Below are 26,067 nucleotides of genomic sequence, written 5' to 3' on the forward strand. Positions count from 1 at the left end.
ACTCCTCGATTCGGTGTCAGCCAACGCTCTGGATGGCAGTGCGGATGGCACTGATGATTTGGTCGATCTGGTCTTCGCTGATGATCAGCGGCGGCGACAGCGCCAGCGTATCGCCAGTGCAGCGGGTCAGCACATTGCCTTGCCAGTAACAGTGATGGAACACATCGTAGCCGCGCGCGCCCACAGCGCCATCGCGCGGATGCAATTCAATGCCACCGACCAGACCGATGTTGCGAATGTCTTTCACCACATCCAGGTCATTCAGGCTGTGCAACGCATCCTGGAAGCGCACTTCCAGTTCCAGTGCGCGCTGGAACAAACCTTCAGCTTCGTAAATATCGAGCGTCGCCAGACCAGCAGCCGCCGCCACCGGATGACCGGAATAGGTGTAGCCGTGGAACAGCTCGATGGTCGCATCGGATCCGTTCATAAAGGCATCGTGAATAAAGTCGGCGGCAAACACCGCGCCCATCGGCACAGAGCCGTTGGTCAGGCCTTTGGCGGTGGTCATTAAATCGGGCGTCACACCAAAACGCGTCGCAGCAAAGGCTTCGCCAACGCGACCGAAACCGGTAATGACTTCATCGAAAATCAGCAGAATGCCATGCTGTTGGGTCAGCTCGCGCAGGCGTTTCAAATAACCCACTGGCGGCAACACCACACCGGCCGACCCGGCGACCGGTTCGACAATAACCGCGGCGATGGTGTCGGCGCCGTAAAGGTCGATCATGCGTTGCAGGTCTTCGGCCAAATCGACACCGGCTTCCGGCAAACCCCGGCTGAAGGCATTTTCCGGCAGCAGCGTATGACGCAAGTGCGCCACATTGGGCAGACCAGGACCAAAGGCGCGCTTGTTATTCACCAGGCCGCCCACCGAAATGCCACCGAAACCAACGCCGTGATAACCCTTCTCGCGGCCGATCAAACGGGTGCGCTGACCGTCGCCCTTGGCGCGGTGATAGGCGAGCGCAATCTTCAGGGCGGTATCGACCGATTCGGAACCGGAGTTGGTGAAGAACACCTTGTTCATACCTTCGGGCGTGTACTGCACCAGACGCTCGGCCAGCTCGAACGGTGCCGGGTGGCCCATCTGAAACGTCGGGCCGTAATCAAGAGTGCTGATTTGTTTATGCACCGCGGAGGAAATAGACTCACGACCGTGACCGGCGTTCACACACCACAGGCCCGCGGTGCCGTCGAGCAGAGTACGACCGTCTTCAGTGGTGTAGTGCATGCCTTCGGCCGCTACCAGCAGGCGCGGTTCGGCCTTGAATTGGCGATTGGCGGTGAAGGGCATCCAGAAGGCATCGGTATTAACAGACATGGCAGCCTCGCTATGGCAATGAGGTGAAACATCGGCTTGCTCGAAATCGGCATCGCGACGTTTGTTATTTTGAACATGTCGCGCCAGTGTATGCCAAAGATTCACGGCCGCCAACCACCGCATAGGTTGATTCTGTCTGAGCCGAGCTGCACCAAAAGCGCGCCTCAACAAGCGTTCAATATATTGAAAGTTCACAAGGCAGTGGAGTAAGGTGGCAGCATTCAAATGCCATTGCCGAGGCCGCCATGACCACCCAAACGCTTGCATACTGGACCCAAGAGGCCGCCACTCTGAAACCCGAAGGCCGCGCCTATATTGATGGCGAATACAGCGATGCGCTGTCGGGCGAAACGTTCGAATCACGCAGCCCCATCGACAACCGTCTGCTGGCCAATGTCGCCGCCTGCAACGCCGCCGATGCCGACCGCGCCGTCGTCGCCGCCCGCACAGCCTTCGATGGTGGTGAGTGGTCACAACTGCCACCGGCCAAACGCAAATCGGTGCTGCTGCGTTTTGCGGAACTGATCAAAGCGCATGGCGACGAACTGGCGCTGCTCGACACCCTCGATATGGGCAAGCCGATTGGCGATTCCACCAGCGTCGATATTCCCGCCACGGTGCGCTCCATTCAATGGTCGGCCGAAGCCATCGACAAGCTGTACGACGAGATTGCCCCAACGGCGCACGATGAACTCGGCCTGGTGACGCGCGAACCGGTCGGTGTGGTCGCCGCCATCGTGCCGTGGAATTTCCCGATGATCATGGCCAGCTGGAAGATCGGTCCGGCGCTGGCGATGGGCAATTCGGTCATTCTGAAACCCTCGGAAAAATCGCCATTGAGCGCCATTCGACTGGCCGCGCTTGCCACCGAAGCCGGCATTCCCAAAGGCGTGTTCAACGTGCTGCCCGGCTTCGGCCATACCGTCGGCAAAGCGCTGGCGCTGCATATGGACGTCGATACGCTGGTATTTACCGGCTCCACCGGCGTCGCCAAACAGCTGATGGTGTACTCGGGCGAGTCCAACTTAAAACGCATCTGGAGCGAAGCCGGCGGTAAGTCACCGAACGTTGTTTTCGCCGATGCGCCCGATCTGGACGCCGCCGCTGCGGCCGCCGCCGAAGGCATCTGCTTTAACCAGGGCGAAGTCTGCACCGCCGGTTCGCGCTTGCTGGTTGAAGCCAGCATCGCCGATGAATTTATGGAGAAGGTGCGCGCTGCCATCGCCACCTGGAAACCCGGCAACCCGCTCGACCCGGCCACCAACGTTGGCGCCATTGTCGATGAAGCCCAATTGCAGCGCGTACAAAGCTACATCGCTGCCGGCCACGAAGGCGGCGCCCGCCTGACCGCCGGTGGCGAACGCCTGAACGCCGTCGACGGCGGCTTCTTTGTCGAGCCGACGGTGTTTGAAGACGTCACCGCCGACATGCGCATCGCCCAGGAAGAGATCTTCGGCCCGGTGCTGTCGGTGATTCGCTTCAACGACGAAGACGAAGCACTGCGCATCGCCAACGACAGCGTTTATGGTTTGGCGGCCGCCGTCTGGACCGCCAACCTCAGCCGCGCCCATCGCTTTGCCAAAGGCCTGCGCGCCGGCTCGATTTGGGTCAACCAGTGGGACGCTGGGGACATGACGGCGCCCTTCGGCGGTTATAAACAGTCGGGCAATGGCCGCGATAAATCGCTGCATGCGTTCGATAAGTACTCGGAGATTAAGGCGACCTGGATAAAGCTGTAAGCGCTGTAGGCTGCGCTTGCAGCGGGAGACGCTGGACGGGAGACACTTAAAACCCGCTGCATTAAAACCTTCAAACGGCTGCCAATTCGGCGGCCGTTCCTGGTTAAAAAACGCACACAAAAATTAATAAAAACAAACGCTTAATGCGATCTGCGTCATTGCGCATTGGTGGTCGGTCGATTATTTTGCGCCGCTTTAAAATCTGGAGTGCCGCCGATGAGCCAGTTCGACAAAGAGATTTTTATTGTTGTCGATCCCGCTGACCCCAGCAGTTTTGAGGACGCTCTGCGTCAGTACCGGCTGCTGCTCGATAGCGACGAGGCCTTCGACAAAGGCAACCAGCGCCTGCTCAATGTCGAATTTGTGCACCCCGACGGCAGCCGTCTGCAGCCTGCGGACGCGGGCAAGCAGCTACCGCAACTGGAACGGGCCGTACAACGCATCCGCCAGCAGGCATTACCCACATCCATCAGCGACGGCCAACCGATCTATCTCAGCGAAGCGCTGTTGTTTGCGGCGGCGCTGAACTACCCGGAACTGAAACCGGCGCTGCACCAGACGTCGCTGTTTATCCTCGACTACGCCCGCCGTCGCAACGACAGCGCCGATATGAATGTCGACGATGAGTTTCTGTTCGGTCTGGAAGCGCTCTACCTGCTGGCGCTGGACGACCCGGCACAACTGTGGCGTTTCACCAGCTTTATCATTCCCTACTGGGACAACGAACATCACCGCCTGGCCGACGGTCTGATGCTGCCGTTTCTGCAACAGCACGGCTGGGACGACAACCTGCTGCGCGCCTATCTGTGGTGCGACAACCCCGGCTTCCGCAGCCGTTTTCACTTAAACGAGGAAGCTCAGCCTGAAGCCGAATCGCTCTATCAGGTGCTGCAAAACGACGCCCAGCGCTACCAGCAGTTCCGCGAGCAACTGCATGAACGCCTGATGGAACGGCCGCTGCTGGCCTACCACGGCGAACAGAGCTACGACGACACCGAACCGGTACTGAGCTTTTACCAAAGCCTGGACGCCGACTGGCCGGTCGAGGTGGAGCGCGACGACGACGAAGCATGGCTCGATGAGGTGAACCAACAGCCTTTCCAAAGCGGCACGCTGGAAAGCGAAGCCATGGCGCTGGAACAACAGATCGAAAGCGCCAACGTCGATGAAGATCCACTCGTCGTCATCGCTCTGGCGCATATGGAAGACGAAGCGGACGACATTAACGACGAGCCGCCCAGACGCCAGACCCCGGCCGAACAAATGGCCGCCCTGAACGACCGCGCAAAAGCGCGCAGCTTCAGCGACTGGCTGGGCGGGTTGGATCGCTACGACATCGAACCGCATTCGTGTCGCCTGCCGGACGAACTGGCCGATCAGTTTCCGCAGGTGCTCAACCCCGACCGCTGGCCGGTGCGACCGGGCACGCTCTACTACGCCTGGCACAGCTATCAGCGACCGGAAGTCGCAGCCGATACCCGGCGTTTGCTGTTTAACTGGATCGAGCAAAACCTGATGCCCAGCCTGTGCGACACCCTGGCGCAGGCGTGCCGCGACGGCCAACTCGACGAGTCGGTGCGCCAATACATTCTGGCAGGCAGCGGCAGCGATCACGCCAGCGCCCGCGATTGGTTAGCGCAGCACCTGAGTAACGATGCCGGCACGCTGGGCGATCGCATCTCCAATAACCAGCCCGGCTATTCGCTGTTCTTCCAGCGCAACGGCTTCCAGGCCGGCGCCATGCTGCTGTTCCAACTTCAGGTGGCGCAGCAGCAGAACCAGATTTCCGCAACGGAATTGCTTGAGTCTGTGCAGCGTCTGTGGCGTTTATTGCTCGATCTGGCACCGCAACGGATGCTGCGCAAAACCTTGCGCATCCACAGCCAATACCCGCTGCTGCATGGCATCGACGACGAGGTGCTGGAGCACCAGCTGTACCAGCAACTGGAAGCTTGCGGCGTCGATGAAGCGCAACTGGCAGTGTTCGAGGTGATCTCGGATCAGCGCGTCAGTCATTACCGACCGGCGCATCCGCGTTTCTGGCAGCGCTACATCGCCAAACTCGATCACTTCGCCGAGGTCGAGCTGAACGGCGGCGGCATGTTGGCAGCCCATGCGCGCAAGCAATATCTGGCCTTTCTCGACGCCCTGCAGCGTCGCGAAGACTGCGACCGCATCCAGTTCTGCATCGACCTGCAAAGCCGACATGCCGCCACCGACCCGGGCAACGAACTGCATCTGCCGGACTGGCTGGACAGCGATTTCGAACAGGCGCTGACGCATTACCTGATCGACCATTCGGTGGTGGACGACAACCTCGACTGGGACGAGATCTACCCGGCGCGGCAAAAAGTCGGGCTGGAAACCGCCCAGCGAGTACTCGCTTACCTGAACGAGCCGGCCGATAACCCAGACCGCAGCGAACTGCAGCACTTCCTGGCTAAACATCTGGCGCAGGACCTCAGTTCACGCACCAACACCGAAACGCTGCTCGGCCCGCAATATTATCTGTGGACGCTGCTCGATGAACGGCGCAGCAATCGACTGGTCACGCTGATGCTCAACCACGGTCGGCGCGGCCTGAAACTGCTGGAACGGCAGCCGATGGAACCGGCCTATGTGGCCGCGCAAATCACCAGTGGCAACGTCGAGATGGAACAGCGCTGGTCGCATCCGGTGATGGGCCACGACAGCATTCGCGACCCGGATGTCTCGGCCCAACTGCAGAGCGACACCGCCGCCTGGGTACTGGGGAAAATCGACCATCTGGATATCCCGCCGGCCATGCGCGTGGCTCTGGCGGTCGACTATGACGTTTTTCCGTATCTATCGGACTGGGCCAGCAAAGACGCCTTCCCGCCGCTCGATAAAGTGCTCAACGCCAAAAACCGCCAGCGCCTGGTCAGTTGGCTGGCAGAAGATGCCGAGCGTCACCGTCCCGGCCTGGAAAGCCTGAAGTCCGATCGTTCCCGCGCCGTGGGCGCTGTGGTAGCGCGTGCCTTTAATGCCCTGCTGGGCCGTTCTTAATTCGGAGGTTTTATGTCTGAAAATACCCTGACGCTCAGCGCCGCCGCGCTCGACTACATTGGCCCGCAGCAGGTTCGCATCACACGCCAGGGCGACAGCGCGCCCGAACTGGTCGCCCAGTACGAACTGATCGGCACCGAAGACGCCGACATTCACCTGCTCGACTGGCTCGATGCGCAGCGTTTTATCGCCGTCTGCCGCGACGGTTCGATCTATATCGCCAATGCCGAAGGCGGGACTGAAGGCAACGGTTATATTCACACCCTGGAACCGACGCTGAAACAAAACTTCGGTGGCGATCTGGGCGTCTGTCTCGATGCCAACCGTCAGCGCTTGTGGATGGCTGGCCGGATGCGGCTGCCCGGCATCCGTGGCCCTCACCTGATCAGCTTCAACCTGCCGGACCTAGCCGACGGTCCGCGACTGGCGCTGGACGCCCCGGACGAGTTGCGCTTCGAGTACGAGATGCTGACGCTGCGCGCCGATGGCAAGTTCGCGCTCTATGCGCGCAACGACAAAGACGGCTACAAATTCCGCGACCATCAATTGCTGATCATCGATCCGGATAACGAGCAAGCCGACTGGCTCGAACTCGATTCCAAACCGACACCGGAATCAGTCAGCGTCCGTCGCAGCCAGTTTCTGTTTAAAGAAGCTGGCTGGCTGGTGCAGTCGGCGGCCAATGAAGTGGTTGCCCAAGGCGAAGGCGACGAGCGTCGTTTTCAGGCCGGCGTCACCGCCATCAATCTGAATCAGCCGGACGCCAGCTGGCGGTTGCCGCTGCGCTGGCTCGACCCGGCCATGATCGATCTCGACGACGACGCCTGCGACGATTTAGCGGCGCTGGCCTCCGGCGAACTCAGCTCGCAATACAACGACAGCTGGCAGGATTTTCTCAACACCCTGACCGGCGTCTGGATCGACCCCAACCAGCCAGAGCACTTCTGGCTGGCGTGGCTCGATGGCCGTGTTTTAAAAATCAGCCAGGACGGCCAGGCTGTTTCACCACTCTACAAACTGGGTCGTTTGGTTAACGGCGAAGTCAAAGCGCTGTTCAGCGACGCCGAAGTCGTCGCCTTGCTGCCCGCGCCGGCCGGTGAACTGCGGTTGTCGATCGGCGAATTCGAAGACGCCAGAACCTGGCAGGCGCAGCTCGACCAGATACAAGACGACTGGCTGATCTGTTCGCCCTATCAACCCGCCGCGCTGCAACTGGAGGCACAACGCCAGGCCATTCCTGCCGCCAGCGGCCGCATCGAAATCGCCAGCAGCGATCTGGAAAGCGACGCTGGCCAGATTGCCGCGCTGCAACAACTGCTGACGCTGATGCCCGCCATCGGCGCGCAACTCGCTCAGCAAAACCAGCCGCGTTGCTACTTTGCGTTCAGCGACAGCCTCGGCCGTCGGCAAAGCGAAGCCCAGTTTTTCCCTTACGCCGGCCACGCCGACAGCGATGGCCAGAATGGTCGTGAGCTGTCGCAGGCCATTTTGAACGCCCTGCTTGACTGGCCGTTATCGACCGAGCAATGGCAAAATCTGCGCGCCAATATCGACCCGGAACAACCGCTCGACCGCAAGAGCGTACTCGGCGATCTGGCCATCTGCCTGGCCTACAAAGCCGAAGAGCTGCCGCTGCTGGCGCGTTATTTCCAGCACGCCAATACCAATCTGGAACAAGCCGACCCGCTGCACCTTAACCAGACGCTGCCGCTGATCCGCGAACAACACGACGGCAGCAGCGAACTGGCTGAATTTTTAGCCGCCGTGCCCGCGCCTTACAACGACAGCGATGCCCGCGCCGACGTGCGCGATCCTTACGACGACTGGTGATCCGACGATGCAAAATTTCTTTGCGCTACAAGCCAACCACCTGCTCTACGCCGACTGCGAAAACGGCGCGCCGCGTCTGTACTTATTACAAGCCGGCAACAACCTGAAAGAATGGCAACTGCGCTGGACCACAGCGCTCGATAAAGCCAGTGGCAGCATCGCCCTGACACAGCCGTTTCATGGCGTCGAAGGCCAGCAACACAGCCGCGTTGCTTACGATATTAATGGCTGTTTTTATCTGCTCGATACGCAGCGTCAGCAAACCACCTTTGTGCATCATTATCAGCGCCAGTATTGCCACGCTGTGGTGCTCAGCGACGGCAAAACGCTTGCCGTGTTGTCGGAGAAAAGCCACAACGATGACCAGCTCGATCTGTGGCAATTCGAAGGCGATGAACTGACCTTCAGCCAGACGCTGAAACTCGAATTCGCCGACGACGACATCGACGAAGACGAAGTCGGCCCCTACCCGTTCTACGACATTAAGTTCACCGATCCGCTCTTTGCCGGACCGGACAACAGCCTGATTGTCGCCTGCGCCGGCGACTACCGGCACAGCGACGACCAATGGAGGCCGGCGCAATTTGGGCTGCGCCTGAGCATCGATCGCGACGCCGGTGTGGCCTGGGAATACGAACACAATCTCGACGCGCCACCGGAAGACTGGAGCCACAACAGCGGCCGCGTTGCAGTCGAAACTCACAGCGGTTTATTGGCATTGCCGACCATGAAAATTTACGTCGATGCCGACGGCCGCTGGCTGAGTCAGATCGATCTGATCGACAGCACCCAGTTCGGCAGCGGCAACAACGCCCTGGTACAGCGCTTAACGGTGCGCGCTTTCAGCCCGGATGAACTGGACGACATCAGCGACCCGAACAATGATGAACACCGCCAGGAATTTCTCGCACGCATCAGCGCACTGCATTTTGCCGACAGCAAGGTCTGGGTGGTCTATAGCGATGGCTCGGTACGCGGTCTGAGTGTCGACGGCCAATGGCGTTCGCCGCTCTTTGGTGCCGCTGAAAAAACCGACGCCAATAAACGCCGCCACTTTTTTCTCGAACGCGGTCTGGTGCAATGGCCCAGCGCCGAACAACCGGCTTTTGTGTTCGACGACTGGCATCACCGGCACTGGCTATCGCTCGATCAAAACGCCATAGCGCGGCTCACGGGCGACAGCGCCGGCCTCGATGACTGGTGCCTGCTGCCCGATGACCAGCAGTACTGGGAAGACGGCTGGGAAGCCAGCGCCGAACAGGAAATAGACCTGGCCCTGGTCGGCCGCACCGTGCTCGACGTCTTTAACCTCAATAGCGATGTGGGCGTCGGCTTCGCGCTGAAACGCCTGGTCGTCAAATGCGAAGACATCGCTGAACTGTGTCACGGCAACCGACTGATCATTGCGCTGAGCGACGGCAAACAGGTGTGGAACGAGGAGCGCTTTTTTGCGCGCGCCATTGACGTAAAAGACGGCGCCGCTCAGATGGCGGAAATTCTCGAACACTTTATCGACTATCCCGACGCCGATAACTGCTTCGGTGAAGGCGATAAACCGGCACTGGCCGACTGTGCGCTCCAACTGGGCTTAAGCGACGCCCGCTGGCTGCCGTTAATCAGCCGCTACCTGAACGCCATCGACCCCGATCACGAAGCCTTTTTTGCCAGTGAAGGGATTTTCCTGTTGGAAGAACGCCACGGCGACAGCGAGCAGTGGGATGAGTTCTATCAGTCACTACCCGCTCCGATTGGCCCCGATGAAGACTGGGAAGACGAAGGTTACTTCAGTGGCCCCCAACGCAGCGACGAAGAAATCCGCGCTGGCATTCCGGCTGAGTTACTCAGTCAGCTAGCCGATATGAAGCAGCGTGCGCTTGAGCACTGGCAACAAAAACTCGATTCCATTGCCAGCGCCGATTCGGCCGATGCCATTGGCACCTTGCTCGATGACTGGCTGATCGAAAGCCATAACACCAAACGCGATCCGGACATCGGCAGTTTCGAATACAACCACCTGGACGACTGGCTGAAATCGGGCGAACAAAAGGCGCTGGAAGCGCAGTTATATAGCTACCTGCAACACCCGATCGAAGCGCTCGCCATCAGCGAAACGGATCTGCCCGACGTCACCATCAGCGAGTATCTCGATGCCCTGTTCAACCGTGCCGCCGAACTGCAAGCCTGGCCGCAAATCGAAGGCTACCTGCGCGCCCAGATCGACTGGCTGATTAAGATAGACAACGGCAATGGCTGGTACGAAGACGACACGCCTTACGGCAATTACGCTGCCGAAGCGCTGCTGCGCCACAGTGACGAATACGGCCCGCTCTATGCCGAATACCTCGCCTCCCTGACGCTGGCGGTGCCGGAAGAAACCGTCGGTGAATTCCTGCGTGAACTCATTCCGCAACGCGGCATCAACGACCACACCTACCCGGTAATACTGGCGAGACTGACGCACGCCGCCGACCAGTGGGGACGCGATGATTTCTTCACCTGGAGCGAGCAACTGAACATTGCTCAATGGCTGACCGATAACAACAAGGTCGAGGAATTTTTCGCGGCGGTGCAGGAAGATTTTTCCCGCTACAGTAATGACGAAGACGACATCGCCGACGACGTTAACGAAGTACGCGAAGCGCTGGGGTTTGATAGCTGAGCCGGGTTAACCGGCGTCAGCGTTCGAGCAGCGATTTCAACGCGGCCAGATCACGTTCAATGGCCGCTTTGTCATCCTGAAATTCGCTGTCGGTCATGGCCGGGCGGCGCATCAGGGTGAACACAAACTCGCTGCCCGTACCGTTGGCGAACACCCGCATCGGGTTCAACACCACTTCGCCGTTATCGAGTTCGACCTGATGATCCATCACGCCCAGGGTATTGTCGGGCGTGAATCGGACCCGGGCCGTGCCGAAGGGTGCTTCCGCAATCCACACTTCGCCGTCACGCTCCAGTTGCGCTTGCGCCAGACCCGCCGCCCACTGCGGCAAATTTTCCGGATTTCCCGCAAAGGCATAAACCGCTTCGGGTTTGGCATCAATGTAGATGCTCAGGTGTTCGACTGGGTTCATTAGCTGAGTTCCATGGTTGATCGGGTCGTCATTGTGACAGCGCCCTTGGTTAAAGCACATCCTTCAAGCGGTGATACAACATCCCCAGCGCCAGCAACGGCGAACGAAAACGCGGGCCGCCGGGGAAGGTGATGTGTTTGACCTTCTCCAGCAAATCCAGACGCCCGCTTTCAGCGTGAATGCTTTCGGCAATCACCCGGGCCGCCAGGTGAGTGACGTTGACGCCGTGGCCGGAATAAGCCTGGGCGTAGTAGATGTTGGGTTGCAGTCGGCCCACCTGGGGGAAGCGGTTGGCGCCGATGCCGATCATGCCGCCCCACTGGTAGTCGATGCGCACGTCTTTTAAATAGGGGAACACTCGCTCCAGATGCGGTTTCAGCACCGCTTCGATGGAATGCGGGTCGCGCCCGGAATAGTTGCACAGACCGCCGAACAGCAGGCGGTTGTCGGCCGACAGCCGGTAATAATCGAGCGCTACATTCATGTCGCAGACCGCGTGATTCCCCGGCAACACGCGTTTGGCCGTGGCGTCATCGAGAGGCTCGGTCGCCATCACATAGCTGCCCGCAGGCAGCACTTTCCCGGCCAGCGTCTTGTTCAGACCGGCAACATACGCATTGCCACACAGCACCAGCCGCTGCGCGGTCACCTCACCCAATTCGGTTTTGATGCGCACCGGTTCGCCTTCAACCATCTCGGTCACGGCGCTGCGTTCAAAAATCCGCACACCCAGATCGGCCGCAGCTCTGGCTTCGCCGGTCACCAGATTCAGCGGATGCAGATGACCACTGCCGTGATCGACCACGCCGCCCAGATAACGATCCGAACCAACCACCTCGCCCAGACGCTCCGGCGGAACCAACTCAAATTGATCACCCAGCGACGTCTTTTTCAGAGCCTCAACGTCGGCCTGAAGTTCACGCCAATGCCGGGGCCGGTTGGCGACATCGGCATACCCCCAGCGCAGATCACAATCGATGCCATAGCGTTCAATGCGCTGGGCCACAATAGCGAGCGCCTCGCTGCCCATGGCTTCCACTTCCGCCATGCCACTGTCGCCCAGGGCTTTGCGGAACGGCGCTAAACCATGACCGATGCCGCGCACCAACTGACCACCATTGCGACCGGACGCCCCCCAACCAATGCGATGCGCCTCCAGCAGCACCACGTTGTAGCCGCGCTCGGCCAGTTCCAGCGCGGTATTCACGCCACTGAAACCACCACCGACGACGCAGACATCGGCCTGAATCGATTCCGTCAGTTGCGGATAGCGTTGGTCGTAGCGGGCGGTATCAACGTAATAGGAGGCCGGATGATCCGGGCCATGGGTGCGGGGATTCAACATCGTGGTCATGGGTTCAACTGTTAATTATACTGGGCAATTGTTTGGTATTTTTGACATAGCGACCGGCGCTTTGCAAGCCATAACCACCGTGGCTTCTGGGCTTGCATCGTGAGGGTCGGTAGCGTTTGATAGTCTGTAAAAAATAATGAAACCCCCTGGAGGGATGCACCCTTGGATGTAGGCGAACGACTCAAAGCCATTCGTGAACAACATGGATTATCGCAGCGGGAGCTGGCCAAGCGCGCCGGCGTCACCAACAGCACCATTTCCATGATCGAAAAAAACAGCGTCAGCCCCAGCGTCAGTTCGCTGAAAAAGGTGCTGCAGGGCATCCCCATGTCGCTGGTCGAATTCTTCGCTGAAGACAGCGACAACGAATCCACCCAACCGGTGGTCTATGCGCCGGACGATCTGCTCGATCTGTCGGTCAACGACGTCCAGCTGAAGCTGGTCGGCCGCGCCTTCGGCAAACGCGCTCTGGCGTTTATGATCGAAACCTACGAACCCGGTGCTGACACCGGCGCCGACCTTTATGTGCACGAAGGCGAAGAAGCCGGACTGGTGGTGCGCGGTGCCTTTGAGTTGACGGTTGGCAGCGAGGTCTACCAGTTGAGCAAAGGCGACAGCTACTACTTCGATTCCACCCGACCGCACCGTTTCCGCAACCCCTACGACGAACCCTGTCAGATCATCTCAGCCACCACGCCGGCGAATTTCTAACCCCCTCCCGGTTACCGTCGACAGTGAAGCCGCCGGTTTTGGTCTAGACTGCCGATTCCAAGATGACGTTAACGGAAGCCGCCTTATGTCCGTTCATCGCTGGAGTCTGTCGCTGTTGCTGGTGGTCTTTGCCAGCCTGACCGCGGCCGATCAGTTCAATGTCCGGCTCGATCCGCTTTTCGCCCGACTGCAACGCGCGCCCGACGCCACCACCTCGGCCATGATCGAACAACAAATCTGGCGCGCCTGGAGCGAAGCGCCCAACGACGAAGCCGGTCTGCTGATGCGTCGCGGTACCGCCGCGCTGCGCGCCGGTCAGTTGGAAACCGCCTTGAGTAATTTCGATGCGTTGATCGACGTCGAACCCGACTTCGCCGAAGCCTGGAACAAACGCGCCACCGTGCATTACCTGCTGGGTAACTACCAGCAATCAATCGCCGACATCGACCAAACGCTAGCATTAGAACCGCGTCACTTTGGCGCCTTGTCCGGCCTCGGCGCCATTTTCGCGCAGCTGGAACAACCCAACGCCGCCATTCGCGCCTTTGAAGCCGTGCTGGAAATCTACCCGCAATCAAACAGCAGTAAACGCAGCATCGAACGACTGGAAGCCAACCTCCAAGGTCGCGTGCTCTAGCAACACTGGACGCAAGCGCGGTGGAACGGCAAGAATGAACACCTCTTTCCTGCCACTGGAGCCACCATGAACGCGGTTGAACATCGCCCCGACGAACAGCTATTCATCCTCTCACTGGACGATGGTCAGGGTCATCTGCGCTATCAGATCAACGGCCAGGACATCGACTTCACCTCCACCTATGTGCCCGGCAACTGGCGCGGTCGCGGACTGGCCCGAAAGCTGGTCGACGCCGGTTTAGGCTGGGCACGGCAGGAAGGATTGAACATCCACGCCAGCTGCTGGTACGTCCAGAAAGTGCTCGAGCGCGGCGGATAACGTCGTTTCTCACCTTGGTGAAAATCTTTGAACCCAGGCGTCAATTTCCTTCGCTTTGATCACGACAGCAGGCGCGCATACTGAGCCCCGTATTCGAACTTTTCGTTCACATTGTCCAGTGAGGAAACTGACATGACTAAAGTACTGGTGCTCTACTACTCCATGTATGGCCATATGGAAACCATGGCCAAAGCCGTTGCCGAAGGTGCCAAAAGCGCTGGCGACGTTGACGTAACCATCAAGCGCGTCCCGGAAACCATGGGCGCTGAAGCGCTGGCGGCCATCGGTGCCAAAACCGACTTCGAACATCCGGTTGCCAGCGTTGATGAACTGGCCGATTACGACGCCATCATCTTCGGCAGCCCGACTCGTTTCGGCAACATGACCGGCCAAATGCGCACCTTCCTCGACCAGACCGGCGGTCTGTGGGCACAAGGCAAACTGGTGGGCAAAGTGGGTTCTGTATTCACCTCCACCGGCACTCAGCACGGCGGTCACGAAACCACCATCACCTCGTTCCACACCACCTTGCTGCACCAAGGCATGGTCATCGTTGGCGTGCCTTACACCTGTCCTGGCCTGACCTATATGGACGACATCACCGGTGGCAGCCCTTACGGTGCCGGCACCCTGGCCGGTGGCGACGGCAGCCGTCAGCCGAGCGAGAACGAACTGGACATCGCCCGCTTCCAAGGCCAGCACGTCGCTGAAACCGCCAAGAAACAAGCGGCTTAAGCCAAACGATTGTACGCCACCCGCCGGTGCGTTTTCCCTCTTTTAGCCCGGCGGCCTTCAGCGCAGTAACCCCGCTTCGGCGGGGTTTTTTTCGTTCAGTCGTTTTGAATCAACATCACGCCAGCACCGGTATTGGAAATCGGTGCGTGGTAAGACCGGTGCAGTTCGGTCAGCTTGCCCGGCAGCGCACCGCGCATCGCCAGCCACATGGCCAGTTCCACGCCTTGTGAACCGGCGATTTTCAGCAGATCGCCATTGGAGTAACGCGTTAGCGCTTCCGGGTTCGGCACCAGCTGATCCATGCAGTAGTGGTCAAATTCGTGGTTAATGTAACCAGCGCGCTCACCATCGAGTTGGTGCGACAAACCACCGGTCCCGAACATCACCACCTTCTTATCGCCCGACCAGGATTCCACCGCCCGGCCAATAGCCTGACCCAGGGCAAAGCTGCGTGACGGTTTCGGCATGGGGTGACGTTCGCAGTTAATGGCCACCGGAATCACCTGAATATGCTGGTAATCGTGGCCTGGGTACATCAGCGACAGCGGAACCGTCAAACCGTGGTCGACACGCATTTCCTGACAAACAGTCGGGTCGAAGTCGTCTTCAATCAGACTGTTCACGATGTGCCACGACAAATCCGTTTCACCGGTAATGGGCGGAATGGGCTTGATGCCCCAGCCTTCGTCGGCGTTGTGATACTCACGGGCGGTGCCAATGGCAAAGGTCGGTTTGCGGTCGAGGAAAAACTCCAGACCGTGATCGTTGTAGAACACGATGGCAATGTCGGGCTTTTGTTCATTCAGCCATTGTCGAACCGGCGGATAAGCGGCGAAAAATTCTTTCCAATAGGGTTCGTTTTCCAGGCCTTTGTCCATCGCAACACCGATGGCCGGAATATGGCTGGTGGTAATACCGCCGATGATCTTACTCATAATCATACTCTCCAAAACGACGGTTACCGCCATCAACCAGCATGGCTTTAAATTCGTCGGTGCTCATCCCGGTTTGCAAACCACCGACATCCTGCACACCCAAACCCAGTACACCGGCGAATTTCGCCAGGTAATAAATCGAACCACCCAGCGCCTGCAGTTTGAGCACATCGCGCTTCAGCAGCGCCTCTTTTTGCTCAGCACTCAGACCAAAACGGTCGCAATAAGCGCTTTCATCTGCCTGAAAGGCCTCGCGCGCAGCGGCTTCATTAAAGGAATAACACAGCTTATTCAGGGCATAACCCTGCGTCGCCATAGGGCCATCAAAGACCTGAGTACCCGGCGGAGAATGAGGAATCGACATAGCAAGGCTCCTTTTTGTTTTCAGCATCACAGACTAGAGCAGTCCGGAACGTTCAAACTGACGCAAGTCATCTGATCGGGCGCTTGACTGGGAACAGGGCGTTCATCTGCCGGGACGTTTTACGAATCTCGCTGATCGGGATGTAAAAAAATACCAATCGGCCAATGTTAGACTACGCTGAAATAGGCCTCAGGAGAGGGGTGCGGTGTTTTTTGCCAAGTAACAATCAAGAAGGAGGTTGTGGTTGATGAGTGAGTCGAACCTGCCAACACTGGACCAGGATGCAAAACGGTTATTAACGTTGGTATTGGTGCCTATCACCCTGCTGTTTATTTTTCTTGGCTACAGCATCGAACATGAACGCGAAGAACAACAAAAAGCCGCTTTTGACGAATTACAAATTCGCGAACTGGCTGAAACACGCGCACTGCTGAACGCTGCATTAAACCAACCCATCCAGCACCTCATCGGTACCGTTGCCAATCCCTTCGTTTTGCAAGCCATGTCCAGTGGCAACCCGGTTGAGCGCAACCGTGCCCTGGCCGCGAGCTTGAGTGGCGTCGCGCTGCGCAATCGCGACTACATGCAACTGCGCTGGATACTGCCTGACGGCGACGAAGCCTTACGCGTCGATGTCGACCGGGAAACTGGCAACATTACCCAATCGCCCAATGACGAATTGCAGAACAAAGCCGATCGCTACTATCACCAACTCGCCATCTCGTCGCAGCCTTACGAGGTCGCCATTACAGACGCCGATTTAAACGTTGAGTTTGGTGAAATTGAGCGCCCGCTGCGGCCCACCATCCGATACAGCTTGCGCCTGCCCGTTGTTAATGATGTTGATCTGGGTTACCTGATTTTTAATCTGGAACTCAGCACCCTGCTCGAAACCGTCCATCGCTTTCAGTCCGAAAACCGTCTTTATCTGGCCGATTCCCAAGGTCAGTGGCTATTGCACGATCGCCAGGAATGGCTGTGGGGTTCGCAATTAGGCAGCGATATCACCATTGGCCAAACTTACCCCGAACTTTGGGAGAGCCTGAACAATAGCCAGGGTGCTGACAACCTCGCTGAGTTACCCTCGGGTAAATGGCGGTGGTCGAAATTGATGATCGGCAACGACAGCGAAGCCGTTATCGCCAGCACCGAATTATGGGTCATGGCCGTGGTGCCGCGCAGTGCGTTGAACGCCGCCGCCAGCGGTAACCTGCGCTATTTTCTGTTAGTCAGCGGCGCCTTGTTATTGGCCCTGGCTGCATTCAGCACAGTGATGTATCAAACCCAAAAACGCGCCACCCAATTGCGCCGCGACAATGCTGATGTGACTCAGGAACTCGACGCCAGCCTGACCTTTCAGCAAACCCTGAACAATGTATTGCCCGCCCTGGTGATTTACTGGAATCGTGACGAACAATGCGAATACGTCAACGAAACCTTCGAGCGTTGGTTCAAAGTACCCAGCTCCGAGCTGCTCGGTAAATATTTCAATGAAGCGCTTGAAGGCGATGACTACCAACTGTGCTACCCCTTGCTAACACGGGCAATGGAGGGTGACAAAACCACCTTTGAGCGCACCGTTATCGATGGCGAAAATCGCACGCAACATCTGCACACAACTTACGTGCCCCACATCAAACCGGACCCGGCCAACAGCCAGCGGTCGATGATCAACGGTGTGATTTCCATCAGCACCGATCTCACAGAAATCATTCAGGCGCGCAAAGATGTCGAAGCACTGAACCAGGCGCTGGCCGAACGCACCCGCCAGGCCGAAGCTACTGCGGCGACCAAAAGCCACTTTCTGGCCAATATGAGCCATGAAATTCGCACACCGATGAACGCCATCATCGGGCTGTTGGATATCATTCGCGATACTGAACTGAACATTCAGCAACACGACTACATCAACAATGCCCGGGCGTCGGCCAAATCATTGCTGCATGTGCTCAACGACATTCTTGACCTGTCGAAACTTGAGGCGGGAAAATTAACCATCAACTATGAATCCTTCGATGTGGAGCGGCTGTTTAACAATACCGTTAAATTATTCGATTCCGCCTTCTATAAAAAAGACGTCGAACTCTTGGTCTGGGTTGATCCGCGCATACCGCGCCGATTAAAAGGCGACCCGCATCGTTTGAACCAGGTGTTGAATAATCTGGTCGGCAACGCCCTTAAATTCACTCGCCAAGGCGAGGTTATCTTATCCGTCACCCTGGCCAGCAAAGATGCCCTAAATGCGCATCTGATTTATTCCGTCAAAGACAGCGGCATCGGCATTCCTGAAGAGAAACAGCAGAGTATTTTCGAATACTTCAACCAGGCCGATAACGACACCACTCGCGAATTCGGCGGCACTGGGCTGGGCTTAAGTATCTGTCGGACGCTGGTGCAACTCATGGACGGCACCATTGGTGTCAGCAGCACCGAAAACAAAGGCAGTGAATTCTATTTCGAGTTGGATCATGAAGTGGTTGAAGAGGCAATCCAGCGTCCACCCCGAATGAAACAGGTACTAGTGGTCGATAGCAGCAGAGCCTCTGTGAATATGACCAAAGCCTACCTCGAAAGCTGGAACATAAAAGCCGATACCGCCCTGACCCTGGAAGAAGGATTAGCGGCGGTGAACCAGGACGACAAAGATTACGACGCCATCTTGGTCGACTGGCAACTCAATGAAGATTCCGGCCTGGAACTCATTAACGCCGTGCGCAATGACGATGAGACACCACCACTCACAGTTTTAACGACCAACCAAGCCCCTTACGATCTGCTCAATGACATCAAAGCTCAAGATATCCATGACGTCCCTCTGCTGAAAAAACCCTTCACCTCCTCAGCGCTCTACGATGTCCTCGCCCGCCTGGATAGCAACAGCGCTGACAGCGAGTTGACTCAGGATGAAGACGATCAAGCGCGCATGAAAGACCAGGCCAAGCAGCTGAGTGATAAACGCATCTTGATGGTCGAAGACAATGCGTTGAATCAGGAAATTGCCCGTACCTTACTGGCCAATCTGGGCATTTCTTTAGAGGTGTGTGACAGCGGTGAAACAGCATTGGCGTTGGTGCACGATAACGAATACGACGCCATCCTGATGGACCTGCATATGCCGGAGATGGATGGCTTCGAAACCACCCGCCGTATCCGCGAAATGCTTGGACCTGAACTGCCAATCATCGCGCTCAGTGCCGCTGTGATGGAAGACGATATCGCTCAGGCCAAGGGCGCGGGCATGGACGACCATGTGGCCAAACCTATCGATCTGGTACAGCTGGTCGATACGCTGTACCACTGGTTGCTAGTCTCGCCGGAAACGCAACCGACAGAAGCCGGACCCATCGCCAATACTCAATCGGAATCCGGCGTCGACCTGGAAAGTCTCTTCGACCAGATGGGCGAAAATACCGACGAAGTCATGCGTCGTTTTCAAGGGCAGGAAGCCGCTGTCCTACATTTGCTGTTGGGTTTTGCGCGCAATTATCAGGACTTCAGTAAACAGCTCAACCAGGCCGCCGAGGCGGATGACGTTCAAACGGTCAAACGGATGCTACACACCATTAAAGGAACCTCTGGCAGTCTGGGTCTATTGCAACTCAGCGAGGCCGCCCAGTCACTGGAACAAAGGGTTAAATCACAATGGCCGGTCCCACTCGACAGCATCAAGCAACCGCTGGAGCAAACCTTATCGGCTCTAAAACCGTTATCGCTGAACAACTTACCCCAAACTGCCGTCAATGCAGAAGACAGCCCGGCGTTGCTCAATGAGGTTGATGCCATTTTGTCGCGGTCACGAGTTGTTTCCGATGAACTCTTGATGCAATTACGCGGGCTTGCCTCGTCTGGTGCCATGGCGAGCCGCTATCAACAGTTACTCGAGCAGATTGACCAGTTCGACTACACCAATGCCCGCAGCACCATCAAAAAGATCAAGGAGCGCAGCGATGTTTAATCACGACACGCCGGATGCCCGCATTCTGATTATTGAAGACGATCCGTTGATCATCCATTCCATCCTGCCCACCCTGAATGAATGCGGCGAAACGCTCATCGCCACCAATGGTGAGCAGGCACTGAACCTGGCACAGGAACAACCCAACCTGATCCTGCTCGACCTGAACTTGCCTGACATGCATGGACTGGAACTGATTCGTTTATTGCGCCATCAATTACACGCCTCCAATATTCCCCTGGTGGTTCTGACTGCCAGCCATGACGCCGATACCGAGGTGCGTTGCCTGCAAGCCGGTGCCAGCGATTTTTTGCGCAAACCCATTTCTCTGCCGGTGTTACAGGCGCGATTGCGATCGCACCTGGAACTGCAACAAAAAACTCAATTGCTGATTAACCTCGCCAGCCTTGATCCACTGACCGGCCTGGCCAACCGGCGCACCTTCGATTCGGTCTATGAACGTTACTGGTCACTGCACTACCGACAAAAAGCCCCTATGTCATTGCTGTTCGGCGACCTGGATCATTTCAAAGCCGTAAATGATACCTTCGGCCACGACGGCGGCGATCATTGCCTGATTGAAATGGCGCGGGTTCTGACCGCCACAGCCAAACGCCCATCCGATTTGGTGTGTCGTTACGGCGGCGAAGAATTCGTGGTTCTGTTGCCCAATACGCCGTATAAATTTGCACTGCAACTGGCCAAGAAGGCACAGTCGCTGTTGGCCAATACGAAGATTACCTTTAACGATCAAGACATCCATCTGACCGCCAGTTGGGGAATGGCCACAACGGTTCCAGAGCATTCTCAAATCAGCCACGATCTGATCCAACGGGCTGACCAATATTTGTACCAGGCCAAGGCCGAAGGCAGGAACCGAGTCATCAGCGAAGGAGAGGGCACATGAACACCGACATCAGCGCCACCTTGCAGCCTCTTATTCTGTTAGTGGACGACGAACCAGACAACCTTAAGGTGTTGGCCGATACGTTAAAGTTTGATTATCGCGTGGCCGTTGTCACCAGTGCAGAACAGGCGCTGCGTTACCTGGAAAACGAAGCCCGCCCGAATCTGATTTTGCTCGATATCGTCATGCCCGGCATGGACGGCTATGCCCTCTGTCAGGTACTGAAAAACAGCGTCGACTGGCGCGAAATTCCGGTGATGTTTATCACCGCTAAAACCGATGCTGCCTCCGAAGAAGCGGGCTTTCAGCTGGGCGCTATCGATTACATCCATAAGCCGTTCAATCGCTCCGTGGTCCTGTCACGCATCCGCTCCCATTTGTCGGTTCATGGCATGATGGGACGCATCATGGAACGCGCGTCGCAACTGGAAGAGCGCATCGGTAATGTCGATCTGGGGCACAGCAGTCTGGTGCCTGACCCTGATGCGCACATTGCCGATTTGTTGTTGCAATCGGTCTTTACCCAGGCCATGGAAGCCGTGGTCATTACCGACGCCCTGGGCACCATCGAAGCCATCAATCCGGCGTACAGTCGCATTACCGGTTTGAAAGACGACGAAGTACTGCGCAAAGGGCCGGAATACTTGCGCCAGCATTTCAAACGCATGGAGTTCGATCACCACATATGGACGTCACTGAAGCAGGAAGGTCATTGGCGCGGTGAATTAATGAACCGTCGCAAAGACGGCTCCAGTTATCCGGAGTTACGCACCATCAGCAGCATTCGCGGCTCGGACAATAAAGTGAAATATTATGTCTCGGTGTTCAGTGACATTACTTCGGTTAAAGAAACCGAATTCACCATCGATTTTCTCACCTGGTACGACCCCTTAACCAAATTGCCCAACCGGGCATTCTTTCTGGATCGCCTCGACGCCACCTTGAAAGCCTGCCGGCGCAACAACCGCATGTCGGCGATCCTCTTCCTCGATATCAATCAGTTCAAACAGATCAACGATTCACTCGGCATTCCCGTCGGCGATGAAGTGCTGGTTCAGTTTGCCAACAAACTGCAAGACCTGGCCTCTCACTTTGATTTTCTGTCGCGCATGGACAGCGATGAGTTCGCCTTTCTGTTACCCGCCTTGCAAGTCGCCGATGGTGACTCGGAATCGTTAACACAGGCCATTTCGCTACTGGTGGAAAACATTCTCTGGCACACGGGTGAACCCTTGCTGGTGAATGACAACAGCATCGACATCAGCACCACTATTGGCGTTAGCCTGTTGCCGCACAGTGAAAAAGAATCGGCGTTTGATGCTCTGCGTAACGCTAAAACTGCCCATCATCGCGCTAAAGAAGTGGATCATGCACAGGTGGTGTTTTTTGAAACGCCGATGGGCGACGCCGTGATGGAAAATTTCCAGCTCGGTCAGGCATTGAAATCCGCCATCGAAAACAACGAGCTATGCGTTTATCTGCAAACCCAGCACGATCATCAAGGCAAGGTGGTCGGGGCCGAAGCCCTGGTTCGCTGGCAACACCCGGAGCGCGGACTGGTACCACCCGATCAGTTTTTACCCCTGGCCGCGCAGTTGGGGTTAATGCCCGACATCGACCGCTGGGTGATTCAAAAGTCACTCGCTTATTTAAAAGCATTACCCCTGCTGCCAGACGATCCGTTCCGGCTGGCGGTGAACGTGACGTCCGATCACTTTGCGCGTCCGGATTTCGTAACATTCATTTCTAACGCCATCGACGAAGCCAATATTCCCGGTCAGCATCTGGTGATTGAGATGACCGAAAGCGTGATGATTCAAGACAAAGACGAGGTCATTAACAAAATTCTGCGCCTGAACGGCCTGGGCGTGGAAGTGTCGATCGACGACTTCGGCACCGGCTATTCCAGCCTCAGCTACCTGCAAACGCTGCCCATCTCCGAGCTTAAAATCGACCGGTCATTCAGTGCCGACATTACCCCCGGTTCTGCCGGTGCGATCATTGTTGACCTGATCTATCTGTTGGCGAAAAAGCTCGGTCTGCGCACGGTCATCGAAGGCGTCGAAAACGAAGCACAACTGAAATTGCTGGCACACTATCCGGAAGCCAATCTGCAAGGCTATTACTTCAGCCGCCCCACGCCGGGAGATGAATGGCTGGCGAATTACCAGCACTGATCAGGCCATATCGCTGTGCGCCTGCTGGCGAATGATATCGGCCATCTGGCGCGTTGCCGGGCGGTTCATCGTCGCCTTATTCCACAGTAATCCCGGTGTGCGTACCGGTGTTGGGTTTTCCAATGCCACGGCAACCAACCCCGGCTCCCCCGCCAAAGCATTCGCTGACACAATGCTCGCCAAACCCGTTTGGCGCACCAATTCCACCATGGGTGATATGGCGTTCATTTCGGCCACCACCTGAGGCGTGGCACCGGCGGCCATAAAACATTCATCGAGTAACTGACGGGTGGAAAAATTCGGCGTTAATAACGCCAGCGGCAGCCCGTTCAGTTCACCCATCCGCACGCGTTTGCGTTTAGCCAAGGCGTGATCCGGCGCGACGATCAGTTTCAGTTCTTCATTAAAGAGCGGCTCAAACCACAGCCCACGCGGTACGGCCGGGCGGTACGACACGCCCAAATCCAGACTGCCATTTTCCAGACCCACGGCAATCGACGCGCCCGATAATTCCTCCACCACCATTTTGACGCGCGGGAAGCGTTGCATGAACGCCGCCAGACACTGAGGAATCAGCTGGACGTTAAAGCTGTGCGTCGCCGCTATACGCAATTCCCCGGTCAGTTCATCCGGCACATTTTTCAACGAGGCCACGATGCCATCCACCTGACCGACAATGGGGTTGATCTGATCCACAAAGGCACGGCCCGACTCGGTGATGGTCACGCGCTTGCCGTGGCGGTGAAACAGCTGCACGCCCAGTTCGTCTTCCAGCTGGCGAATCTGGTGCGACAGAGTCGACTGCGTGACATGCACCCGCTGCGCCGCCCGAGTGAAGTTCTGCACCTCAGCCAACGCCAGGCAATACCGTAAGTGTCGCAGTTCCATTCCCATCCCCTGTTCTTTTTATTATCGATGATATCGATCGTTTTTAACGATATTTATCATTTTTATAAATCATAAAGGGCGCTTAGGGTAGGTTCAAAATAAAAACAGCGCAGGAACCGAACCATGAAAATCGGACGCGAAACCACCCCACGTAGCGCCATCTGCATTTCCAACGCCGAGCGCATTGTCGTGCGCGGCCAGGATCTGTGTGACGACCTGATCGGCCATACCAGCTTCTCCGACTACTTCCATCTGCTGCTCACCGGAAAACAACCGACCGACGCCGCCCGTGCGGTACTCGATGCCACCCTGGTCGCCATTGCCGAGCATGGTTTCGTACCGTCCGTGCAGGCCAGCCGCATGACCTTTGCCGCCGCACCCGATGCGCTGCAAGGCGCGGTGGCGGCCGGTATTCTCGGTTGCGGCCCAGTCATTCTCGGCGCGTCGGAGAATGCGGGCCGACTGTTTAAAGACATTGAACAACGCCAGCAGAACGGCACCGACCTGGCTCAGGCCGCTCTTGATGCTGTCCAGGCGTTACGCGCCGAACGTCAGCCCATTCCCGGCTATGGCCACCCGCAACACAAAGCCCGTGACCCACGCGTTGAGGCCTTGTTCCGGGTGGCGCGCAAGGCCGGTGCGGACACTCGCTTTATCGACATGGCCGAGGCCGTCGAAGCCGCCATTCCCAACGTCATCGGCAAAGACCTCAAGCTCAATGTATCCGCCGCCATTCCCGCGGTACTGCTGGGGGTCGACTTCCCGGTCCGTGCGTTGCGCGGCGTACCGATTTTGGCACGCACCGCGAGCCTGATTGCGCATCTCAACGAAGAAGCCGACCAGCCGGCCGGTTTCGCGCTGTCGTACCAGGCGACCGAACACTACGAATACACCGGCACCGTGCCGGCCGACTTCCAGCGCTGAACCTGAGGATACTGCGGCCATGAGTAAGGTATTGGACGGCATTACCGTCATCGAACAAGGCACCTTTATCACCGGACCCGCCGCCAGCATGTTGCTGGCCGATCTGGGCGCCAACGTCATTAAAGTAGAGCGGCCGGGCAGCGGCGACCCGTTTCGCGCCTTTAAAGGCGGCTTGTACAGCCCGCATTACCAGACGTACAACCGCAACAAACGCTCCATCGCGCTGGACACCAAAGACGACAGCGACCGCGCCATCTTTGACGACCTGATCCGCAACGCCGATGTCTACATTCAGAATTTTCGTCCCGGCGCCGCCGACCGGCTGGGTGCCGGTGAAGAACGCCTGCGCGAGTTGAACCCTCAGCTGGTCTATTGCGCCATCAGCGGCTTTGGTCAGGACGGTCCAGCGGCGCAGCGCCCCAGTTACGATACCGTTGCCCAGGCTGCCAGCGGTTTTCTGAACTTGTTGATCAATCCGGAAAACCCGCGCGTTGTGGGTCCGGCCATGGCCGATTCGCTGTCCGGCTTTTACGCCGCCTACGGCATTCTGGGCGCGCTGTTCGAACGCAGCCGCACCGGCGTCGGTCGTCGTGTCGATGTGTCAATGCTCGAAGCCATGTGCCATTTCAACCTCGATGCCTTCACCCATTATTTTTCCGAAGGCGAAATCATGGGGCCTTACAGCCGGCCACAGGTATCGCAGTCGTATGTGATGGAATGCAGCGACGGTCACTGGGTGGCGCTGCACATGTCGTCGCCGGAGAAATTCTGGCAAGGCCTGGCACGCGCCATCGGTTATCCGGAATTGCTCGAAGACGACCGTTTTAGCAGCCGCGAACGCCGCATCGACAACCAGGAAGCGATGATCGAGGTGTTACAAGGCATCTTCCGCCAACAACCACGCGATGAGTGGTGCGCCCGGTTACTGGCCGAAGACGTGCCCCACGCACCCATGTATAACGCCAGCGAAGCGCTCAACGACCCTCAGGCCAAACACCTGCAACTGGAAATTAAGACAGAGCATCCTGCCGGTGGAACCTTTCGCTCGGTACGCTCACCCATTAGTTACGACGGCCAGCGGCCACTGCAGATGAGCGCGCCGCCCTTGCTCGATCAACACCGCCAGGAAATTCTGGACGAACTGAATAACAAACAACTCAACAAAAAGTAA

19 protein-coding genes are annotated in these 26,067 nt (G+C 57.4%); 13 read left to right on the forward strand and 6 right to left on the reverse strand.

Annotation, left to right across the window (positions count from 1 at the left end; genetic code table 11):
• Positions 1-16: 16 nt before the first annotated feature.
• Positions 17-1,324 carry an aspartate aminotransferase family protein gene (locus BGP77_RS03035; RefSeq protein ID WP_108163388.1) on the reverse strand — a complete coding sequence of 436 codons (1,308 nt, stop codon included), beginning with the start codon at positions 1,322-1,324 and terminating at the stop codon, positions 17-19.
• 245 nt (positions 1,325-1,569) lie between these two features.
• On the opposite strand from BGP77_RS03035, the gene BGP77_RS03040 reads away from it, so the two are divergent.
• From BGP77_RS03040 to BGP77_RS03055, 4 genes are all read left to right on the forward strand, one after another.
• Positions 1,570-3,063: an aldehyde dehydrogenase gene (locus BGP77_RS03040; protein WP_108163264.1), complete on the forward strand. Its 1,494-nt coding sequence runs from the start codon at positions 1,570-1,572 to the stop codon at positions 3,061-3,063.
• Between the two features lie 216 nt (positions 3,064-3,279).
• Positions 3,280-6,090, forward strand: a complete 2,811-nt coding sequence (locus tag BGP77_RS03045; protein ID WP_108163265.1) for a hypothetical protein — start codon at positions 3,280-3,282, stop codon at positions 6,088-6,090.
• Positions 6,091-6,102: 12 nt separating this feature from the next.
• On the forward strand, positions 6,103-7,920 hold the full coding sequence (locus BGP77_RS03050; RefSeq protein ID WP_108163266.1) for a hypothetical protein: 1,818 nt from the start codon (positions 6,103-6,105) through the stop codon (positions 7,918-7,920).
• A gap of 7 nt (positions 7,921-7,927) precedes the next feature.
• Entirely contained in the window at positions 7,928-10,579 is a 2,652-nt protein-coding gene (locus tag BGP77_RS03055; protein ID WP_108163267.1) for a hypothetical protein, read from the forward strand.
• 16 nt (positions 10,580-10,595) lie between these two features.
• Here the strand turns inward: BGP77_RS03055 and BGP77_RS03060 are convergent, their stop codons facing one another.
• Positions 10,596-10,991: an SRPBCC family protein gene (locus BGP77_RS03060; protein WP_108163268.1), complete on the reverse strand. Its 396-nt coding sequence runs from the start codon at positions 10,989-10,991 to the stop codon at positions 10,596-10,598.
• Positions 10,992-11,040: 49 nt separating this feature from the next.
• Positions 11,041-12,345: an FAD-binding oxidoreductase gene (locus BGP77_RS03065; RefSeq protein ID WP_233252282.1), complete on the reverse strand. Its 1,305-nt coding sequence runs from the start codon at positions 12,343-12,345 to the stop codon at positions 11,041-11,043.
• A gap of 162 nt (positions 12,346-12,507) precedes the next feature.
• Here BGP77_RS03065 and BGP77_RS03070 point away from each other — a divergent pair, with 162 nt between their 5' ends.
• The 4 genes from BGP77_RS03070 (at position 12,508) to wrbA (ending at position 14,746) form a co-directional block, all read left to right on the forward strand.
• Positions 12,508-13,056 (forward strand): cupin domain-containing protein, encoded by a 549-nt coding sequence (locus BGP77_RS03070; protein ID WP_108163269.1) that lies wholly within the window; start codon positions 12,508-12,510, stop codon positions 13,054-13,056.
• 85 nt (positions 13,057-13,141) lie between these two features.
• The gene (locus BGP77_RS03075) at positions 13,142-13,693 is read left to right on the forward strand and encodes a tetratricopeptide repeat protein (RefSeq protein ID WP_108163270.1); all 552 of its coding nucleotides are present in this window, start codon (positions 13,142-13,144) and stop codon (positions 13,691-13,693) included.
• A 66-nt stretch (positions 13,694-13,759) separates the two neighbouring features.
• Positions 13,760-14,011: a GNAT family N-acetyltransferase gene (locus BGP77_RS03080; RefSeq protein WP_108163271.1), complete on the forward strand. Its 252-nt coding sequence runs from the start codon at positions 13,760-13,762 to the stop codon at positions 14,009-14,011.
• A 132-nt stretch (positions 14,012-14,143) separates the two neighbouring features.
• Complete coding sequence (gene wrbA, locus BGP77_RS03085; RefSeq protein ID WP_108163272.1) at positions 14,144-14,746, forward strand: NAD(P)H:quinone oxidoreductase; 603 nt, start codon at positions 14,144-14,146, stop codon at positions 14,744-14,746.
• A 95-nt stretch (positions 14,747-14,841) separates the two neighbouring features.
• Here wrbA and BGP77_RS03090 read toward each other — a convergent pair whose 3' ends face one another.
• Both BGP77_RS03090 and BGP77_RS03095 read right to left on the reverse strand, forming a co-directional pair.
• A complete protein-coding gene (locus BGP77_RS03090) occupies positions 14,842-15,681 on the reverse strand; it encodes a class III extradiol dioxygenase family protein (protein ID WP_108163273.1) in 840 nt (279 codons plus the stop codon).
• Positions 15,674-16,045 carry a protocatechuate 4,5-dioxygenase subunit alpha gene (locus BGP77_RS03095; RefSeq protein WP_108163274.1) on the reverse strand — a complete coding sequence of 124 codons (372 nt, stop codon included), beginning with the start codon at positions 16,043-16,045 and terminating at the stop codon, positions 15,674-15,676. Before BGP77_RS03095 ends, BGP77_RS03090 begins: the two co-directional genes overlap by 8 nt.
• A 247-nt stretch (positions 16,046-16,292) precedes the next feature.
• Here BGP77_RS03095 and BGP77_RS03100 point away from each other — a divergent pair, with 247 nt between their 5' ends.
• Genes BGP77_RS03100 through BGP77_RS03110 form a run of 3 tightly spaced genes read left to right on the forward strand, consistent with a single transcriptional unit; the run spans position 16,293 to position 23,084 of the window.
• Positions 16,293-20,000 (forward strand): response regulator, encoded by a 3,708-nt coding sequence (locus BGP77_RS03100; protein WP_108163275.1) that lies wholly within the window; start codon positions 16,293-16,295, stop codon positions 19,998-20,000.
• Complete coding sequence (locus BGP77_RS03105; protein ID WP_158269251.1) at positions 19,993-20,907, forward strand: diguanylate cyclase; 915 nt, start codon at positions 19,993-19,995, stop codon at positions 20,905-20,907. The genes BGP77_RS03100 and BGP77_RS03105 overlap by 8 nt, the downstream gene beginning before the upstream one ends.
• Complete coding sequence (locus BGP77_RS03110) at positions 20,904-23,084, forward strand: EAL domain-containing protein (RefSeq protein ID WP_108163277.1); 2,181 nt, start codon at positions 20,904-20,906, stop codon at positions 23,082-23,084. The genes BGP77_RS03105 and BGP77_RS03110 overlap by 4 nt, the downstream gene beginning before the upstream one ends.
• Here BGP77_RS03110 and BGP77_RS03115 read toward each other — a convergent pair whose 3' ends face one another.
• Complete coding sequence (locus BGP77_RS03115) at positions 23,085-23,972, reverse strand: LysR substrate-binding domain-containing protein (RefSeq protein WP_108163278.1); 888 nt, start codon at positions 23,970-23,972, stop codon at positions 23,085-23,087.
• A gap of 123 nt (positions 23,973-24,095) precedes the next feature.
• Between BGP77_RS03115 and BGP77_RS03120 the strand changes: the two genes are divergently transcribed.
• A complete protein-coding gene (locus BGP77_RS03120) occupies positions 24,096-24,896 on the forward strand; it encodes a citryl-CoA lyase (protein WP_108163279.1) in 801 nt (266 codons plus the stop codon).
• 19 nt (positions 24,897-24,915) lie between these two features.
• Positions 24,916-26,067 carry a CaiB/BaiF CoA-transferase family protein gene (locus tag BGP77_RS03125; protein WP_108163280.1) on the forward strand — a complete coding sequence of 384 codons (1,152 nt, stop codon included), beginning with the start codon at positions 24,916-24,918 and terminating at the stop codon, positions 26,065-26,067.

Source organism: Saccharospirillum sp. MSK14-1 (assembly GCF_003054965.1).
Taxonomy (GTDB): Bacteria; Pseudomonadota; Gammaproteobacteria; order Pseudomonadales; family Natronospirillaceae; genus Saccharospirillum.